At 32.6% G+C, this 20564-nt stretch carries 16 protein-coding genes; 13 read left to right on the top strand and 3 right to left on the bottom strand.

Annotation, left to right across the window (positions count from 1 at the left end):
• The first annotated feature begins 78 nt into the window (after positions 1-78).
• The 7 genes from KA814_RS03300 (at position 79) to ltaS (ending at position 7549) form a co-directional block, all read left to right on the top strand.
• Positions 79-672: an anthranilate synthase component II gene (locus KA814_RS03300; protein ID WP_046207389.1), complete on the top strand. Its 594-nt coding sequence runs from the start codon at positions 79-81 to the stop codon at positions 670-672.
• Positions 656-1795 carry a chorismate-binding protein gene (locus KA814_RS03295; protein ID WP_046207390.1) on the top strand — a complete coding sequence of 380 codons (1140 nt, stop codon included), beginning with the start codon at positions 656-658 and terminating at the stop codon, positions 1793-1795. Before KA814_RS03300 ends, KA814_RS03295 begins: the two co-directional genes overlap by 17 nt.
• The gene (locus KA814_RS03290; protein WP_064209526.1) at positions 1795-2403 is read left to right on the top strand and encodes an aminotransferase class IV; all 609 of its coding nucleotides are present in this window, start codon (positions 1795-1797) and stop codon (positions 2401-2403) included. The genes KA814_RS03295 and KA814_RS03290 overlap by 1 nt, the downstream gene beginning before the upstream one ends.
• Before the next feature lie 197 nt (positions 2404-2600).
• Complete coding sequence (locus KA814_RS03285; RefSeq protein WP_071562148.1) at positions 2601-2804, top strand: hypothetical protein; 204 nt, start codon at positions 2601-2603, stop codon at positions 2802-2804.
• A 22-nt stretch (positions 2805-2826) separates the two neighbouring features.
• Positions 2827-3534: a 5-oxoprolinase subunit B family protein gene (locus KA814_RS03280; protein ID WP_064209525.1), complete on the top strand. Its 708-nt coding sequence runs from the start codon at positions 2827-2829 to the stop codon at positions 3532-3534.
• Positions 3522-4526 (top strand): 5-oxoprolinase subunit C family protein, encoded by a 1005-nt coding sequence (locus KA814_RS03275; RefSeq protein ID WP_046207393.1) that lies wholly within the window; start codon positions 3522-3524, stop codon positions 4524-4526. The genes KA814_RS03280 and KA814_RS03275 overlap by 13 nt, the downstream gene beginning before the upstream one ends.
• Positions 4527-5608: 1082 nt before the next feature.
• Entirely contained in the window at positions 5609-7549 is a 1941-nt protein-coding gene (gene ltaS / locus KA814_RS03270; protein ID WP_046207394.1) for a polyglycerol-phosphate lipoteichoic acid synthase LtaS, read from the top strand.
• Positions 7550-8070: 521 nt separating this feature from the next.
• Here ltaS and KA814_RS03265 read toward each other — a convergent pair.
• Complete coding sequence (locus KA814_RS03265; RefSeq protein ID WP_046207395.1) at positions 8071-8889, bottom strand: ZIP family metal transporter; 819 nt, start codon at positions 8887-8889, stop codon at positions 8071-8073.
• 112 nt (positions 8890-9001) lie between these two features.
• On the opposite strand from KA814_RS03265, the gene KA814_RS03260 reads away from it, so the two are divergent.
• The 6 genes from KA814_RS03260 (at position 9002) to KA814_RS03235 (ending at position 17457) form a co-directional block, all read left to right on the top strand.
• Entirely contained in the window at positions 9002-10882 is a 1881-nt protein-coding gene (locus tag KA814_RS03260; protein ID WP_064209524.1) for an ABC-F family ATP-binding cassette domain-containing protein, read from the top strand.
• Between the two features lie 13 nt (positions 10883-10895).
• The gene (gene recQ, locus KA814_RS03255) at positions 10896-12674 is read left to right on the top strand and encodes a DNA helicase RecQ (protein ID WP_064209523.1); all 1779 of its coding nucleotides are present in this window, start codon (positions 10896-10898) and stop codon (positions 12672-12674) included.
• Positions 12675-12961: 287 nt separating this feature from the next.
• On the top strand, positions 12962-13924 hold the full coding sequence (locus KA814_RS03250; protein ID WP_064209522.1) for an ABC transporter ATP-binding protein: 963 nt from the start codon (positions 12962-12964) through the stop codon (positions 13922-13924).
• Positions 13921-15435 carry an ABC transporter permease/substrate-binding protein gene (locus tag KA814_RS03245; RefSeq protein ID WP_064209521.1) on the top strand — a complete coding sequence of 505 codons (1515 nt, stop codon included), beginning with the start codon at positions 13921-13923 and terminating at the stop codon, positions 15433-15435. The genes KA814_RS03250 and KA814_RS03245 overlap by 4 nt, the downstream gene beginning before the upstream one ends.
• 187 nt (positions 15436-15622) lie before the next feature.
• Positions 15623-16678 carry a histidinol-phosphate transaminase gene (hisC, locus tag KA814_RS03240; protein ID WP_046207400.1) on the top strand — a complete coding sequence of 352 codons (1056 nt, stop codon included), beginning with the start codon at positions 15623-15625 and terminating at the stop codon, positions 16676-16678.
• A 230-nt stretch (positions 16679-16908) separates the two neighbouring features.
• A complete protein-coding gene (locus KA814_RS03235; RefSeq protein ID WP_046207401.1) occupies positions 16909-17457 on the top strand; it encodes a 5' nucleotidase, NT5C type in 549 nt (182 codons plus the stop codon).
• A gap of 238 nt (positions 17458-17695) precedes the next feature.
• Here KA814_RS03235 and KA814_RS03230 read toward each other — a convergent pair whose 3' ends face one another.
• On the bottom strand, positions 17696-18649 hold the full coding sequence (locus KA814_RS03230; RefSeq protein WP_064209520.1) for a diacylglycerol/lipid kinase family protein: 954 nt from the start codon (positions 18647-18649) through the stop codon (positions 17696-17698).
• A gap of 206 nt (positions 18650-18855) precedes the next feature.
• Complete coding sequence (locus KA814_RS03225) at positions 18856-20364, bottom strand: peptide MFS transporter (protein WP_064209519.1); 1509 nt, start codon at positions 20362-20364, stop codon at positions 18856-18858.
• Positions 20365-20564 lie beyond the last annotated feature (200 nt).

The raw sequence follows: 20564 nt of genomic DNA, 5'->3' as shown, positions 1-20564 counted from the left end.
TTTAAGCTGTAAAATCAAGTTGAGATTTGGGATAATAACTATATTAGAATAATATATAACTACAAATGAGGTGATTCAATGTTACTTGTAATCGATAATAAAGACTCATTTACGTATAATATCGTGGACTATCTCAAACAATGTTATACAGGGACAATCAAAGTGGTTGATGTGGATGAGATTGATATAGACAAGCTCATCGATATGAAACCATTGGCGATTATCATATCGCCAGGACCAGGAACGCCGTCAGATTATCCGATTTTAAATGAAGTCATCACACAATTTATGAATAATGTACCAATTTTAGGGGTATGCTTGGGATTCCAACAAATTATTACTTATTTTGGGGGACGTATTGTAAAGAATCATAAGCCTATCCATGGCCATACAACTTCAATTACCCACACGGGCAAAGGTATTTTCAAAGATTTACCAAAATCATTTAATGTAATGCGTTATCATTCATTAATGGCAGACATACATACATTTCCTGTTGAGCTAAATGTCACAGCAACCAATGATAAAGGAATAATTATGGCCTGTGAGCACCGAGAATGTGCTATTTATGGTGTCCAATATCATCCTGAATCGTTTTTGAGTGAATATGGTATCGAACAAATTAAATTATTTATTGAAAGTGTGGAGGCGCATCATGCAAGTAAAATTTAATTACCAATATTATATAAATGAAACACAAACCGAAACGTATCAATATCTATTTAAAGAATGTTTGAGCAAAAAAATAGCATATCAAATGCAGGATGTTGGAGAAGTCATTCGATTTGCTGAATTACATCAAAGTAAAGGTAAATATGTGGCGTTATACTTACCATATGAAGCGGCAAGTTATTTTAATAATCAGTTAGCAACGATAACGCCTAAAGGTATATTTGTGTATGCTGCTGCATATGTATTTGAATCAGTACACGATGACTTAAATGAACAAGCTTTGGCATATCAGCGTAAATATAATTTTAAATTTCAATATAGACATGCGCGCATGATTGATCATATTAAACAAGTGCAAAAAGCGATTGTAGAAGGTAATACATACCAAGTTAATTATACAACCAGATTGAGTGATGACGTAAAAGGACCGATTTCTGAACTTTATCACGTACTTCAGGGTGGAAATCATGGTCATTATTCTGCTCTGATTGATACAAAAGAAGTTCAAATAGCATCATTATCCCCAGAGCTATTTTTTCAATTTGGCCCATTTAAAAATCAATCCAATATTGTATTAAGTAAGCCGATGAAAGGAACAATAGCCAGAGGAGAAACAGAATTAGAAGATAAGGCACATTTTGAAAAACTTAGAAACTCTACCAAAGATAGGGCAGAAAATGTCATGATTGTTGATTTATTACGGAATGATATAAGTAGAGTAGCCAACACTGGCACAGTTAAAGTATATCAACCGTTTCATATTGAAAGGTATCAAACGGTGTATCAAATGACATCTATGGTTACTGGGCAGTTAGCAAACCATGTGAGTTTAGCGCAAGTATTAGAAGCTATTTTCCCTTGTGGTTCAATTACCGGCGCGCCGAAAGTAAACACAATGAAATATATTAAACAATTAGAGCAAACACCAAGAAATGGCTATTGCGGAACTATTGGTTTATTGTTACCTGATGGGAAAGCTATTTTCAATGTACCTATTCGTACGATTCAATATATTAATGGGAAAGCTGTATACGGGGTTGGTGCAGGTATTACCATTGATTCCAACCCAGAATCTGAAGTGCAAGAATTCATCGATAAGACTAAAATTTTGGAGAGATTATAATGCAGTTATTTGAAACATTACGATTAGACTCAGGCAAATTTTCAAGGTTGAGATATCATTATGACAGGATAAAACATTCAGCAAATCAATTTCAAATGACATTCGATGATGATCAATGGCATGAAACGATTTCTGAAATTAAAAACCATTATTTTACAGGGACGTATAGAGTGAAAATTATTTTATATCCCAATGGCATTTTTAAATATGAAGTTGCTGAATTACCTCAAAAAGATAGCTTTACGGCAAAAATTGTACCATTAACCCAAATTCAAGATAAACGCATACTTACGAATAAAACGACAAATAGAGATCATTTAGCACATAATCATGAAACTGACCTCATTTTACTTTATGACGAATCAGGAAAAATATTAGAATTTGATATTGGAAATATTATGATCAAAGAAGGAGATCATTATTATACGCCAGTATTTAATGATGATTTTTTAAAAGGATGTAAGAGACAAGAATTAATAGATGAAGGTGAGTTAATAGAAAAAGATTATATTTTGGCAACATTTAAGCAAAAGTTAAGGCAAAATCAAATTCAAGTTTTTCTGATAAATAGTTTAAGAGAGGTTGCCGATGTTGCAATAAATCTATAGAATATAGAAAGTATAAGAAAAATATAAATTTTAATTCTAATAATTGTGATAAAACGTTATTGCGATAGTGTTTGATATCCATAATTGAATGTATCAAATATGCTACACATAGATATAGTTTAACTGTAAGTTATGAAGTAAGTTAAACAAAGTTATATGCGTCTTAAAAATCTAATGTCAGCAAGCGAGGCAAAATAATGATATGGATTTGGATTTTATTAATTATTACGCTAATCGGCCTTACAAAATGGTATGTAACCTATTTAATGAATCACCATAAATATTATATTACTAAGTTAGTCATCACTATTTCATGTGCTATTCAATTTATATTTATCTATGGTTTAGTTAAAGAATTAATACGCTACTTAATACAAATATTAAATGTATTTTATCGATAGACACAATAGATGAGGTGAATTTATGAAGATATATAGTCAAGGTGACCAAGCAATTGTGGTTTCTATAGAAAAGGAAGTTTCCAAAGATTTAACTGATGATTTACTCGCATTAAAAACATATCTTATTAATAAAAATTATCCTTTTATTACAGAAATTGTACCAACAGAGTCGGATATGATGATTTGTTATGATGCTAGAGATATGATTAAACATCACAATATAAAATCACCTTTTTTATATATGAAAGCACTTTTGCAATCTGTTCAATTAGAGATAAAACATGTAGAAGAAACACCCTCACCCATTCAAATACCTGTAGTATATGGTGGAGACTTTGGACCAGATTTAGCATCCTTGCTAAAATATTATAAAATGGATTTCGACAAATTTGTAAAATTACATACAAATTCGAATTTTTTCGTATCAATGATGGGCTATTCTCCAGGATTTCCGTATTTAACAGGGATGGATAAACGCTTGTTTGTCAATCACACAGGTGGCAAAAAAGCATTTATTCCTTCAGGATCAGTGATTATAGAAGGTAAGAAAACTGGCATTACTACAATTGATACTTATGGTGATTGGCTAGTGATAGGCTACACACCAGTAGAATTATTTAATCCACATCAAACAGATTTTACAACTTTAAAATTAGGGGATAATGTGCAATTTCAAGCTGTGTCAGAGGATGCATTGGATTTAGGAGGATTTAAACCATGTCAATCATAATAGAAAATGAAGGATTGTTCTCAAGTTTTCAAGATTTTGGGCGTATCGGTTATGAGCACAATGGTGTAATCCCTAGTGGTGCTTTAGATCCATTATCACATGAAATTGCAAATCGATTAGTAGCCAACGATAAACATGAAGCTACTTTAGAAATGACCAATAGAATGGCAAGTATTCGTTTTACTGAACCTACTTTAATTGCATTAAGTGGTGGCAGTTTTAAAGCTAAAACTGCTAATTTAAAAGTTTTACCCAATAAACTTTATTTAATGGAAAAAGGTGATGTACTCGAGTTTACAGAAACTTCACGGACATCAAGAGTCTATTTAGCCGTTGGTGGAGGATTCGAGCTAGATGAATGGCTGGGTTCTACTTCAACTGATTTTATGTCTAAACTTGGTGGTTTTCATGGGCGCAAACTAGAAAAAGGTGACGAAATCAATATGAAACGTGATTATACAGAACGTCACCATAAACTTTTTGAAAATCTTGAACATACACATCAGACTGACTGGGGCATAGATGGCTATGCGCTTTCATTTAATTATATGTCAGATGTATTTCATGTCATTAAAAATAAAGGAACAGAAGATTTTAATCAAAATGCTTTAAATCGTTTTACTTACGGGGAATATAAAGTGACAAGTAAAGCGAATAGGGTAGGCATGTATGTCGAAGGCCAACCTGTTAAAGCATTTTATGAAGATATGCCCGCACATCAATCTGTACAAATAGGAACAATTCAAGTTAAGAGAGATGGTACGCCAATTATTTTGTTAAATGATCATTACACGTTAGGGAGCTATCCACAAATAGGGACAATTGCCAGTTACCATTTAACTAAGTTAGGTCAAAAACATCCTGGTACTAAATTGAAATTTCAATTTATAGATGTTGAAACTGCAGAAAAGAACTTAATAAAATATACTAATTGGTTAAATCAACTGTTTCATGGTATCGAGTATAGAATGCAATTAGAAATGTTAAAATAATGTACACGATTAGAGAATGAAGTGTATGTGTGTATAGCAAAATGTTACGAGCATTAGCATTTAAAATTAATAATCAGTTAATCTATAAAACATTATTATATTAAGACGCTTTTGAGCTAAAGAATCTTAGAACAAATAAAAGTGTCTTGGACGAGTAAAAAAAGGCAATTTCTATTGAAATATTATAGAAATTGTCTTTTTCAATATTGTTTTATTTATAGTTAGCTCATTGAGTTATTACTTGAGTTTCTATAGATTTATATCTCAAGCTGCTTTTTTATGTTGGATGATTTTTATAATATGTCTGTTGCTTTCGACAAATACTTAAGTAAAATATAGTTCTAAATTAATGTATACAATACATGGACAATGATTATTCGAAAAGCGTTCAGCTATAGCAATTATTTCGTAGATTTACTTTTGGTCTTTCGTATTTATTATCAACAGCATGAATGTCGGATATGATAAGATTTAGTAATTACTTAAGTCATTCTGTATAATTTAACCTTTATTTAAATAGGTCCAAGGCCTGATTAATTTATTAAATAGAACAAGTATAATTATAAAGGAAATTTAAATTTTAACCTTATTTTAATCGCGTATTCATAATAGGTTAATGATACCTTCATAAAACGGTTAAATCAGCTTTTTAAATTAAAAAAAGTGTGTTTTTACTTGATATTAGTCAAGAATTGCTTTATATTTATTAATTGAACTATAATCGTTTTATTACAATGATATTACAGAGTGAACGCAGTGTAAAAACGATGTAAAACATAACAAAACGCATTAACATAATTTACATTACAACAAATATAATTTTTCACAAAAGAACAAATAAAATTCATTGAAAATAAAAAATTGCTACTTTATAAAAATAAATTAGTGACATAAGAAAAAAAGATGTGTTTTAAAAGAAAATACAGGAGTTACCGTGTTTTTTAACTTAAATTTTAACTTTCGCAAATAACGATAAAGATGTTGGTAGAAATTATCACTTACGCGCTAACAACGGGTACAAAGCATTTAATCTAGCTAGGTATTAGCACAAACTTTTATTAATTTATATCGGGGGAACAGACATGAGTCTACACAAAAAGAAACTAACTCTTTTTGCGTTTTTTATTTTAACTGTTATAACAGTTACTGCTAAAACGTATTTTTCATACTATGTTGACTTTTCTTTAGGTGTTAAAGGGTTAGTTCAAAATTTAATTTTATTAATGAATCCATATAGCTTAATTGCATTAGTATTGAGTATTTTCTTATTCTTCAAAGGTAAGAAAGCATTTTGGTTTATCTTTATAGGAGGTTTTATTTTAACCTTCTTATTATACGCAAATGTTGTATATTTCAGATTCTTCTCTGATTTCTTGACTTTTAGTACATTAAATCAAGTAGGAAATGTTGAATCAATGGGTGGCGCTGTATCAGCTTCATTTAAATGGTATGACTTTGTTTACTTTATCGATACAATCATTTATTTATTTGTATTAATCTTCAAACAAAAATGGTTAGATAAGCGTGTGTTTAGCAAGAAGTTTGTTCCAGTAATCATGGCAGCGTCTGTTGCATTGTTCTTCTTAAACCTAGCTTTTGCAGAATCTGATCGTCCAGAATTATTAACGCGTACATTCGATCATAAATATTTAGTGAAATACTTAGGTCCATATAACTTCACAGTTTATGATGGTGTAAAAACGATTCAAAATAATCAACAAAAAGCGTTAGCAAATGAAGATGATTTGACAAAAGTTTTAAATTATACGAAACAAAAACAAACACAACCAAACCCAGAATATTTCGGTGCAGCAAAGAAAAAAAATGTGATTAAAATACACTTAGAAAGTTTCCAAACTTTCTTGATAAACAAAAAAGTAAATGGCGAGGAAGTTACACCATTCTTAAATAAACTTTCTTCTGGTAATGAAGATTTTAGATATTATCCGAACTTCTTCCACCAGACAGGACAAGGTAAAACTTCAGACTCAGAATTCACTATGGATAACAGTTTATATGGTTTACCACAAGGTTCGGCATTCTCACTTAAAGGGGATAACACGTACCAATCATTGCCAGCTATTATGCATCAACAACAAGGATACACATCTAGCGTAATGCACGGTGATTATAAAACTTTCTGGAACCGTGACCAAGTATACAAACATTTTGGTGTAGATAAGTTCTATGATGCAACATATTTTGATATGTCAGAAGAAAACCAAGAGAACTTAGGTCTGAAAGATAAAGAATTCTTTGATGAATCAGCTGATTATTTAGCGAAGGAAAAAGAACCTTTCTATAGTCACTTAATAACGCTAACAAACCATTATCCATTTACATTATCTCCAGAAGATGCATCAATTGATAAACCAAATACTGGTGATTCAACAGTTGACGGTTATGTTCAGACAGCGAGATATTTAGACGAATCGTTAGAACAGTTTGTAAATGAATTGAAGAAAAAAGGTATCTATGATGATTCCGTTATTATGATTTATGGTGACCATTATGGTATTTCTGAAAACCATAATAAAGCGATGGAAAAATTATTAGGTGAAGACATTACACCAGCTAAGTTTACAGATTTAAACCGAACAGGCTTCTGGTTGAAAATACCTGGTAAAGAAGGTACTGTTGATAAAACTTATGCTGGACAAGCAGATGTAATGCCAACATTATTACATTTAATGGGTATTGATACTAAAAATTATCTCATGATGGGTACAGACTTATTGTCAAAAGATCATAATGACACAGTACCGTTTAGAAATGGTGACTTTGTAACGAAAGATTACAAATATGTAAATGGTAGAATATATGATAATAAAAATAATGAGCCAGTTACAGAAAAACCAAGCGATTTTGATAAACGCAAACAACAAGCTGAAAAAGACTTGCAAATGAGTGATGACGTTCTAAACGGTGATTTATTGAGATTTTATGATAACCCTGACTTTGATAAAGTGAAACCATCAAACTATAAATATGAAACAGGTCCACAAGGACAAGAGAAAAAATAATTAATACTTTAGCCCTAATCCATTATTTAAAATGGATTAGGGCTTTTATATATATGTAAGTGTATTGAATGGTATTTTATGATGCGCATGATGATTGTATTGAATTATTTAATATGAGTGAACTTTAAGCAGGGTAGGATAGCAGATTAGTACATATCCAGAGCAAACATGCACATTATAAAAAAGAATGCTAAAAAGGCTAGAACATAAATCCCCATTCTCAAAAAGAGATTGTTTGAGACATTTAGTTCTTGGACAAATGTGACGTATTTTGGCGAGACGCTTGAGTGAATAGGAGAAGCTGAAGACTACAGGCTGAAGCTGTTCCCCTAAGAAAGTGAATCACCAATATGAAGTATTGAAAAAATAGAAGCACTCAGATGAATTGAATTAAATCATCTGAGTGCTATTTTTCTTGTATTTACCCCAAAATCTTTGTTTTGAACTTGAGACGATTGTCTCAGCTTCATCATTTTTTTATTTAAAAAATGGATTCAAGTTATTTCTTTTTCTTTTACCTTTTATCCAAGTGCAACGTCTAAAATCATCATGATAGTAAAACCTAGCATTAAACTTAATGTTGCTAAATCAGTATTATTACTAGCTTGAGAGTCTGGTATAAGTTCTTCTACAACTACAAATATCATCGCTCCAGCGGCAAAGGCGAGTGCGTATGGTAACATAGGTGTAATGAACAGTACTGCAGCAGCACCTATAGTAGCAAATATGGGCTCAACAATTGCAGATGCTTGACCATAGTTAAAAGCTTTCCATCTTGAAGCCCCAGCTGCTCTGATAGGCATAGAAAGCGCAGCACCTTCGGGAATATTTTGAATCCCGATACCAATTGCCAAACCAAGTGCGCCTAAGAAAGTGGCTTGTCCATTACCGGCTACTACACCACCAAATGCTACACCAATAGAAAGCCCCTCTGGTATGTTATGGAGTGTAATAGCCAATACAAGTAATGTATTTTTATTGAGTTTTTTTGTTCCTACACCTTCTTGGTATTGGTTAGTGTCTTGGGTGTTTGGGTGAATGTGTGGGATAATTAAATCTAACGCGCGTATAAAAAAACCGCCCAATAAAAAACCTATTGCTGCTGGTAACCATGCAATAGATGAACCTGAACCATAATCAATAGATGGTTGTAATAGAGACCAGAAACTGGCAGCAATCATTATGCCTGCAGCAAAACCTTGCATTGAGTTCAGTATTTTATCATTAACTCTTTTAAATATAAAAACTGCAGCAGCCCCTAATGCAGTCAACAACCAAGTGATGATACCGGCGATGAGTGCTTGGATAAAAGGAGGTAAGTCTTGAAAAAAATCTGACATAAGCTACGCTCCCTTGTATCATTTGAGTTCAAAAAGGTGTATAATATATAGAACTGAAATTAAGTTTAACAGAATTAATTATAATTTTCGATATTAAAAAGGATGTTGGACGATGGAAGCCTACAAAATTGAACATTTACATAAATCATATGCCGATAAAATCATTTTTGATGATTTGCATCTGTCTATTTCTGAAGGAGAAAAAATAGGTCTTGTAGGTATTAATGGTACAGGCAAAAGTACTTTGTTAAAGGTAATCGCTGGTTTGGATGAAGACTTCGAGGCAGAGGTTTCACATCCTAATGCATATCGCATACGTTATTCGTCTCAAAAGCAAGAATTCGAAGAAAATTTAACGGTTTTTGAAGCGGTATTAACGTCAGAGACAAAGACACTTCAAGTGATACGTTCATATGAAGCTGCTGTAACAAAATATAGTGAGACACAGAATGAGACAGATTTTCAACAGATGATGCAAGCACAAGAAGCAATGGATACATATCAAGCTTGGGATTATAGTGCTGAAATCAAAACTATTTTATCAAAGCTAGGCATCAATGATACGACTAAAAAAGTGAGAGAACTTTCGGGTGGCCAACAAAAACGAGTTGGTCTTGCTAAAACACTTATAGAGCAACCAGATTTATTACTCTTGGATGAACCTACGAACCATTTAGATTTTGAGTCAATTAGTTGGCTAATTAATTATGTTAAACAATACCCACATACAGTGCTGTTCGTAACTCATGATCGTTATTTTTTAAATGAAGTATCATCTCGCATTATTGAATTAGATCGTGGGAAATTAACTACTTATCCCGGTAATTATGAAGATTACATCGCACAACGCGCTGAAAATGAAGTCGTAGAGCAAAAACAACAAGCGAAACAACGTGCATTATATAAACAAGAATTAGCTTGGATGCGTGCAGGAGTTAAAGCACGTTCTACTAAACAACAAGCACGAAAAAATAGATTTAAAGATTTAGAACATGATGTAAAAAATCAACAACAACAAGATAAAGCCTCTTTAAATCTTGCATATTCACGTTTAGGTAAACAAGTTTTTGAACTTGAAAACGTGTCAAAACACATCGGCGATAAGGTATTGTTTGAACACATCACAGAAATTATACAAAATGGACAACAAATTGGTATCGTTGGACCAAATGGCGCCGGTAAAACAACATTACTGAATATTTTGAATGGTGATGACCAAGCGTTCGAAGGGGCATTGAAAGTTGGTCAAACTGTTAAAATTGCTTACTTCAGACAGACAGAAGCGCGCTTAGATCGAGACATCAGAATGATCGATTACTTGCGTGAAGAAAGTGAAGTAGCTAAAGAAAAAGATGGAACTGCTGTTTCTGTTACACAGTTGTTAGAACGCTTTTTATTCCCTAGTGCAACGCATGGAAAAAAGGTGTATAAATTATCTGGTGGAGAACAAAAAAGATTGTATCTATTAAAATTATTAGTACATCAACCTAATGTTCTATTATTAGATGAACCGACGAATGACTTGGATACAGAAACTTTAACCATTTTAGAAGATTATATCGCTACTTTTGGTGGTACAGTCATCACGGTGAGTCATGATAGATATTTTTTAAATAAAGTTGCTCAAGAATATTGGTATATTCATGATGGCAAATTAGAACGTATTATAGGAAGTTTTGATGACTATGAAGCATATAAAAAAGAGATAGATAAACGCCAAATGCAAGAAAAGCAACAATCAAAAGTGAAACCAACATATGCAAAGAAAAAGAAAAAGGGTCTATCATATAAAGAAAAACAAGAATATGAAACAATTATTGCGCGTATTGAAACAACCGAACATAGATTAGAAGAGATCGAACAAGAAATGGTTGAAGCAAGTTCTGATTACGCTAAAGTCAAAGAATTAAATGAAGAACAACAAAATCTTAATACGTTGTATGAAGATGATATAACAAGATGGAGCGAGCTTGAAGAATTAAAAGAACAATGAGGGATTATATAACATGGAAGCAACATTATCACATTATTTTGGCTATGACACATTCCGTCCAGGTCAAAAAGAAATAATAACTAAAGTAATGGATCATCGTAATGTGCTTGGCGTTTTACCAACTGGTGGGGGAAAATCAATTTGTTATCAAGTGCCGGGATTAATGCTAGGTGGTACCACAATCGTAATCAGCCCATTAATTTCACTTATGAAAGATCAAGTTGATCAATTGAAGGCCATGGGGATTCGCGCAGCATATTTAAATAGTAGTTTGACACAAAAGCAACAAAAAGATATTCAAACACAACTGAAAAGTGGGGAAATCCAATTTTTATATGTTGCACCAGAACGTTTTGATAATGCCAATTTTATGCGCTTATTACAGCAGTTAGATATACACTTAGTTGCGTTTGATGAAGCCCATTGTATTTCAAAATGGGGACATGATTTTAGACCAAGTTATCAGGAAGTCATCCATAAAGTTTTTGCACTACCACAAGATTTTTCAATTGTAGCATTAACAGCAACGGCAACAATCGAAGTACAAAAAGATATTATGGATCGCTTAAACATCGATAAACACGATGAAATCAAAACAAGTACGAAACGACGAAATTTAATATTTCAAGTTAATCCAACGTATCAGCGTCAAAAGTTCGTATTAGAATATGTTAAAGATCATCAAAAAGAAGCAGGCATTATATATTGTTCGACACGTAAACAAGTAGAAGAACTACATGAAGCATTAGAAAACAATAAAATTAGCAGCACAATATATCATGCTGGTTTATCCAATAAAGAGCGGGAAGCAGCTCAAAATGATTTTGTATATGATCGTGTGCGTGTCGTAGTTGCAACGAATGCATTCGGTATGGGGATTGATAAATCTAATGTGCGCTTTGTGATTCACTATAACATGCCTGGTGATTTAGAATCGTATTATCAAGAAGCGGGTCGTGCAGGTCGTGATGGACTGAAAAGTGATTGCATCCTTTTATTCAGTGATAGAGACATTGGTTTACACCAATATTTTATTTCATCTTCAAAAGCAGACGATGATTACAAAGAAAAAATGGGTGAAAAATTGAATAAAATTCTACTATATACGAAAACTAAAAAGTGTCTAGAAGCAACACTCGTACATTATTTTGAACCCAATGAAAAACTAGAAGAGTGTGAGCAATGTAGTAATTGTGTTAGAGAAAATAAAACATATGACATGACGAACGAAGCGAAAATGATCGTAAGTTGTATTGCACGTATGAAACAGCAAGAAAGTTATAGTGTCATTATTCAAGTTTTAAGGGGTGAAGACTCTGATTATATTCGCTATTGTGATTATAATCAATTGTCCACACATGGCATTATGAAAAACTATACGACATCTGAACTCAGTCATCTTATGGATGAATTGCGATTCAAAGGATTTTTAAATGAGCATGATGAAATATTGATTTGCGATGTATCTGTAAAGGAATTGCTAAATAATCAAATTTCAATTTATACAACACCATTTAAACGTAAATCAAAAGAAAAAGTTAACATCAATACCGTAGAAGGCGTAGACCGTGCCTTATTTGATGAATTAGTTGCCGTGCGTAAACAATTAAGTGAAAAATTAACTATTCCACCAGTAAGTATTTTTTCAGATTTTACTTTGGAAGAATTTGCCAAGAGAAAACCAGAATCAAAGCAAGATATGATCTTAATTGATGGTGTCGGAAGTTATAAATTAAAACACTACTGTCCAATATTTTTAGAAACAATACAATCTTATAAAGCTCAAATTTAGTTGAGCAAATAATTGTTTTTAGAATATATAATCTCATATACTTAATTTTAACGGTATTAGTATTTTACATTGAAATAATTGCGATAAATACGAAGTTAATTTGACAACTATTAATATACTATACAAGTACAAATGTAATAGTTATATTGATGGGTTTCAATTAACTTCGTTTTTGTTTTATCTAACTATGTTCAAAAGGGTTAAATGATACATAAATCGGTTATGTGTTAACTATGTGAATTTTTTTAAGTGATAGTAAAGGCAATGAAAAGAGTGAGGGTGAAAAATTGATAGAATTTAAAAATGTAATCAAACGTTATGGGGATAAAAAGGCTGTAGATGATCTTAGCTTTAATATAAAAGAAGGTGAGTTTTTTGTTTTAATCGGACCTTCAGGTTGTGGTAAAACAACGACATTAAAAATGATTAATCGTTTAATTTCATTAACAGAGGGATTTATTTATTTTAAAGGTAAACCAATTAGTGACTATCCAGTATATGAAATGCGTTGGGATATTGGTTATGTCTTGCAACAAATTGCATTATTTCCACATTTAACAATAAAAGAAAATATTGCACAAGTACCACAAATGAAAAAATGGAAAGACGTGGATATTGATGAACGTATAGATGAGTTGTTAAATATGGTTGGCTTAGAGCCAGAACTTTTTAAAGATAGAAAACCAGATGAACTATCAGGTGGGCAACAACAACGTGTTGGTGTGGTGCGTGCATTAGCCGCAGACCCACCAGTTATATTGATGGACGAACCTTTCAGTGCATTAGATCCAATCAGTCGAGAAAAACTACAAGATGATTTAATAGCATTACAGCAAAAAATAAAGAAAACAATCGTTTTTGTAACACATGATATACAAGAAGCGATGAAACTTGCTGACAGAATTTGTCTATTAAACAAAGGACATGTAGAGCAAATAGATACACCTGAAAATATGGTTAATCATCCTAAAAGTGATTTTGTAAAACAATTTGTTGGGGATAAATCACTTAAAATAGAAAAAGATATTAAACTATCAGAACTTATTGGAGAATTAACGATTGATGAACAAGCAGCTACCAAAGGCTATCCTATTGTTAACAGCGACGTCTCTATTAAAAACATTTATAGTGATTTAGCTAATCATGATGCTATCATTATTAATGATGAATCGACTGCTACTCAACATGTGCTTAAACGCGAAGATATGTTTAAATATCTATCCGAGCATACAGGGGGTGGTCAAAGATGAATGAATTAATAAATACACTTTCAGATCGAAAGGGACAATTGTTAACTACGATATTTGAGCATATCCAAATATCATTTATTGCATTGCTCATTGCTGCAATAATTGGAGTACCATTAGGTATTTTGCTCACGAAGACACGTAAGATTTCTGAAATTGTGATGAATATTGCGGCAGTACTACAGACAATACCATCATTAGCATTGCTTGGTTTGATGATACCACTGTTTGGTATTGGTAAGGTACCAGCAGTGATTGCGTTAGTAGTGTATGCATTATTACCGATATTAAGAAATACATACACTGGTATCAATGAAGTGGATAGCTCATTAATTGAGGCAGCTAAGGGTATCGGTATGAAGCCAGGAAGAAGATTAACGAAAGTGGAATTACCCATAGCTATGCCAGTAATTATGGCAGGTATTAGAACAGCTATGGTATTGATTATAGGGACTGCTACATTAGCAGCTTTAATTGGTGCTGGTGGTCTTGGTGATTTGATTCTTTTAGGTATAGATAGAAATGACACATCATTGATCATTATTGGAGCGATTCCCGCAGCTTTATTAGCAATTCTTTTTGATTTAGTTTTACGGTATATGCAAAAGCTGTCCTATAAAAAGTTACTTATTTCTCTAGGTGCAATTATTATAATTCTGCTATTAGTGATTATTGGACCAATGTTTGCTCAAAAAGGAGATAAAATTACATTAGCAGGTAAACTTGGGTCAGAACCATCTGTAATTACAAATATGTATAAAATTTTAATTGAAGAAGAAACAGATGATACAGTAGATGTTAAAGACGGCATGGGGAAAACTTCATTCCTATTTAATGCTTTGAAATCTGACGATATAGATGGCTACCTTGAGTTTACAGGTACTGTACTTGGAGAGTTAACAAAGGAAGATTTGAAATCAAAACAAGAAAATAAGGTATATCAACAAGCAAAATCAAGTTTAGAAGATAAATACGATATGACTATGTTAAAACCAATGAAATATAACAATACTTATTCATTGGCAGTTAAAAAAGATTTTGCGAAAAAACATAACCTTAAAACGATAGGTGACTTAAACAAAGTAAGTGACCAAATTAAGCCAGGTTTCACATTAGAGTTTAATGATCGTGGTGATGGTTATCCAGCTGTTAAAAAAGCATATGATTTAGATTTTGGAGAAGTTAAGACGATGGAGCCGAAATTAAGATATCAAGCAGTTGAAAGCGGAAATATTAACTTAATTGACGCATATTCAACAGATGCCGAATTAAAACAATACGATATGGTTGTTTTAGAAGATGATAAAAAGGTATTCCCACCATATCAAGGTGCACCTATGTTTAAAACATCATATTTAAAGGAACATCCTGAAATCAAAGCACCACTTAACAAATTAGCAGGTAAGATATCTGATGAAGATATGCAACAAATGAATTATGAAGTTACAGTGAAAAAACAAGATCCTTATGAGGTAGCTAAAAACTATTTAGAAAAGCATAATTTAATTGATTAATTCATAAGACAATACGAGTTTAACAATGTGTTTTACTATGTTAAAGCACACATTAAGTTGAACTCGTATTTATATTTGATTAAATTCTCACTTCAAAAAAAGTTACATTGATTTTCAATGGAAATAAGGTATATAATGGTTACTAAGTTTTGAAATTTCTGTAAATTTAAGGAGGCCCGAATCAACAATGAAAAAACAAATAGAACAATTATCAGCATATCAACCAGGTTTATCACCAAGAGCACTAAAAGAACAATACGGGATTGAGGGTGAACTTTATAAATTAGCTTCTAATGAAAATTTATATGGACCGTCACCTAAAGTGAAAGACGCAATCACGCAGCATTTAGATGAATTGCAATTTTATCCTGAAACGGGTTCTCCGTTAATTAAAGAAGCAATAAGTGAGCATTTGAATGTTGATCCAGCACGTATTTTGTTCGGTGCAGGATTAGATGAAGTGATATTAATGATTTCACGTGCTGTTTTAACTAAAGGAGATAAAATTGTTACAAGTGAAATGACTTTTGGTCAATATTATCATAATGCCATAGTAGAAGCAGCAGATGTTGTTCAGGTACCACTAAAAGATGGTGGGTTTGATTTAGAAGGCATACTTTCTGAAGTTGATGATAACACTAAACTTGTATGGCTATGTAACCCTAATAATCCTACTGGCACATATTTTACACATGATGAATTGCAACGTTTCTTGTCACGTGTGCCTCAAGAAATACCAGTAATTATAGATGAAGCTTATGTTGAATTCGTGACAGCTGAAGACTTTCCAAATTCATTAGCACTGCAAGAGCAATTTTCCAATGCTTTTTTACTTAGAACGTTCTCTAAAGCATATGGATTAGCAGGTATGCGTATTGGATATGTGGTCGCTGCTCAAGAAGCAATTGAAAAGTGGAATATTATACGACCACCATTTAATGTAGGACGGTTATCAGAACACGCTGCACTTGCTGCATTAGAAGATCAAGCGTATTTAGATTCTATTCGTGAAAAAAATGCTCGAGAAAGAGCAAAATTCTTTGATTCAGTTAGTAGTCATAAATTAAATCCAAGCCAAACGAACTTCATTTTTGTGAATACGTCACGACCTCACGAATTGTATGAAGCATTGTTAAAACAGGGGTGCATTACAAGAGAATTTCCGAATGGTGTCAGAATTACGATTGGCTTCCCTGAGCAAAATGATAAAATGATCGAAGTATTAAATAACTTTGATTTATAACAAACATCATTTATAACGTTCAATAAATTAAAATGTATAAAGCTTGAACTATATAACGAAAATATTTAATTTATATAGTATATTATGATAGGCTTATGTACAATTTTGGTTTCATTGAACGTTTTTTGCTATACTAATAATGATAAACAGGGTCATGTTGTCAGATGATTAATGTAATCATGCGTGATCATTGTTAGTGAATGAGAACTTAAAAGGGAGTAGAGTATGAGATGACTAGAAAATCAATTGCTATTGATATGGACGAAGTACTTGCTGATACAGTAGGTGCACTGATTGAAGATGTGAACAAACGTACAGATTTAGGTATAACCTATGATATGCTGGACGGTAAAAAATTACGTCACGCAATGCCCGAACATGATGGCTTATTGCATGAAATTTTACGCGAACCAGGTTTTTTCAAAAAATTAAAAGTGATGGCACATGCTCAAGAAGTTGTGAAAAAATTAACTGAATACTATGATGTTTATATTGCTACTGCTGCAATGGATGTTCCTACATCATTTCATGATAAATATGAATGGTTAAGAGAGTATTTTCCATTTTTAGATCCACAGCACTTTGTTTTTTGTGGGCGTAAAGATATCGTAAATGCAGACTATCTCATAGATGACAACCCTCGTCAGTTAGCTATATTTACAGGTAAGCCAATCATGTATACTGCGTCTCATAATGTAAACGATGATCGTTTTACACGTGTAGATGACTGGTATGATGTTGAAAAGTATTTCTTAGGTGACCGTGATTACGATATATAAATTTAATGACATGAACGTGTCTTTGTGTGTTTAAATATGTGATTTTAATGATGCTATACTTAAAATGTGCAGAATCTTGAAAATCCATGAGTGAGCGGGCGATAAGTTCAAGTGTACCTATCTATACTTTAAGAGAGTAAACATTTCTAAACGCTATATCAAAAGGACTAATCCATTGTGTACGCGGATTAGTCCTTTTTAATAAGATTTTATTTAGTAAACATTATATATAGTGTATTTATTCATATTCATTATCTGGCGTATTTTCAGGTAACGTTAAAATTTGTATTGCTTTAGGTATGACTTCAATATGGATAGGTGTTTTTAATGCAATTTCTCCGTCGATGTCCACCTTCATTTCCGGTGTGGTCTCTATTTTGATATCTTTAGATAATAAATGCTGAATACCGTTTGTCATATGGTTCCAGTTCATGCTATCTCTTTGTTTAAATATATCACTCAATACACTCGAACTGTGTTCTTTAAAAATAAATAAATTCAGATAACCATCATTAGATGAAAGGTCTGTTAAAGGTATGCGACTGCCTCCTATAAATGACCCATTAGCAACAACGAGCATTGCAGTATTACCATCAATAACTTTACCGTCAACGGTTAATTGATAATCAAAATGCTCCGGATTAAGCAAAGTTTTAACCGTAGATCCTACGTAACTCAATTTGCCAAAGATGTCCTTATTACCGTTTTGAACATTTTCTGCATTTTGAACAATGAGTCCCAATCCAGCAAAGTTTAGTGCGTATTGATCATTGATTTTCATAACATCATAAGACTGTAACTCTGATTGAATAAGTTGTTGACTGGCTATTTTATGACGTGGACTCAGGTTTAATGTTTTAACAAAATCATTAAATGTGCCACCTGGAATAATACCAATAGGGATATTCAATTCATGTTGCATTATGCCATTGATTAATTCATTGACAGTACCATCGCCACCAAGGAGGAAAATGATATCTACATCGTCACTATAACTTTGGTCTTTAATCTTCTGACAAAATCTTATAATATCACCTTCGTCTTCACTTAGTTGGAGCGACAGATGTTTACAAAATGTAGTTAAGGAAGCTGCCACATCTCCAAGTCCTCGATATATATCTTTAATACCACTATATTCATGATAAAATAAGACACCGTGTTTGAATTTAGTATTTTCCAATTTTTTCACCATATTCTTTTAAATTTTGTTGCTTATTCACTTTACCCATATTTTCATAGTTATAATTATATAGGAAGAGTTGGTGGCATTTACTTCATTTTTAAATTTTTTGCTGTGACAATTTTTCGCAAGGATGAATAAGATAATGTTTATCTGACCTTTAGCGCATGAAAAAACCCACTTACTCAATAAAGTGAGAAGTGGGCTTGATACGTATGCTATTTAATGCCACGCATACCTTTGACGATTTTTGGTACAAATGCTAAAACAATCAAACTAACTACAATTGCAATACTTCCTAAAAATAGGAAATAATTTTTGTGTCCTAGAGGCTCAATGAGCTTCACTAAAGTACCATTTATAGCTTGCGCACAAGCATTTGTTAATAACCATAAACTCATCATTTGTGTGTTGAAAGCTTTTGGTGCGAGTTTAACTGCTGCACTGTTACCTGTAGGTGATAAACAGAGTTCACCGATAACACAAATAATATAAGACAAAATAACCCAGTTTACACTAATGTCTGCTCCGCCAGCTGAATGTCCAATAGAGCCAATCATTATGTAAGAAGCACCTGCTAATATTGCGCCTAGAACAAATTTTGTTGCTATGCTTGGTTGACGTCGAGCCATTTTGGCCCAAATCAGTGAAACCACTGGCGCTAACAATACAATAAATAATGGATTTATCGACTGGAAGAGTGTAGGGCCGAAATCTGTTTTCCACCCAAATAGATTTAATTTCATGTCACTGCTTTCAAATGCAAAGAGATTAAGAACGTTAGCACCTTGTTCTTGAATAGACCAGAAAATGACGCCAAGTATAAATAGCGGTATAAATGCGATTACTCTTGAGCGTTCATCATCTGTGACTTCTTTACTTCGAATCATAATTGTGAAATATACGATTGGTAAGGCAATCCCTAGTATAAGTACTGTTGTACTAACTAAATTAAATGATAATGTGCCTGTTAAGCCAGTAATTAATAATACAACTGCAATGATTACAATGATTGCAGCAAATAAAATACCATATTTTTTCTTCTCGCTTTTATTCAATGGGTTAGTTGGTTTTGTACCAATTTGACCTAAATTTCTTTTATTGAAAAATATATACCAAACAAGTCCAAGCGCCATACCAATGGCAGCGATTAAGAACCCGCCGTGGAAGTTACCTGTATGTACAAAGCGATCTAGAATAATAGGTGAAATTAATCCGCCTAAGTTAACCGACATATAGAATATAACAAAACCAGCATCTATTCGTGTATCTCTATCGGGATATAATCTACCAACAATATTTGAAATGCTTGGCTTCATTAAACCAGAACCTACAATAATAAAGAACATAGAAATAAATAATCCTATGATATCTAAAGGTAAACTTAAGAAGATATGTCCAATAATGATTAGAACACCACCGTAAAACGTTGCTCCGCGTGTCCCTGTAATTCTATCGGAAATCCATCCGCCGAGTACAGATGTCATGTATATCAGTGCCCCGTATACTGCCATAATTGACTGCGCAGTACTTTTATCCATGCCGAGTCCACCATCTTTAATAGCGAAATACATGTAGAAAATGAGTAAGGCACGCATACCGTAATAGCTGAACCTCTCCCAAAATTCAACAAAGAATAATACGCCTAGCCCTTTAGGGTGTCCAAAAAATCCATTTTGTGGGATGGATTGAACCGCTTGTTCATGGGCTTTATCTTGATTTTGCATAAAAACATTCCCCGTCCTTTCATACTCCCTATAAGAATGTATAAAAATGATTTTACGCTTAATTAAATTAAATTTCAATAATATTCTTAAAACAACAATATTCGAAATATTCTGATTTATTTTCAATTTATATAAGCATAAATCTTTATTTATTTATATTTAAATGGGTGGCAGTGTATTATTATACAAAAAAAGCAATA

Origin of the sequence: Staphylococcus sp. GDY8P196P, assembly GCF_017891705.1 — a bacterium.
Classification (GTDB): Bacteria; Bacillota; Bacilli; order Staphylococcales; family Staphylococcaceae; genus Staphylococcus; species Staphylococcus ureilyticus.
Note: the sequence above shows the minus strand (reverse complement) of the source record. Positions and strands in the feature narration are given on the sequence as shown.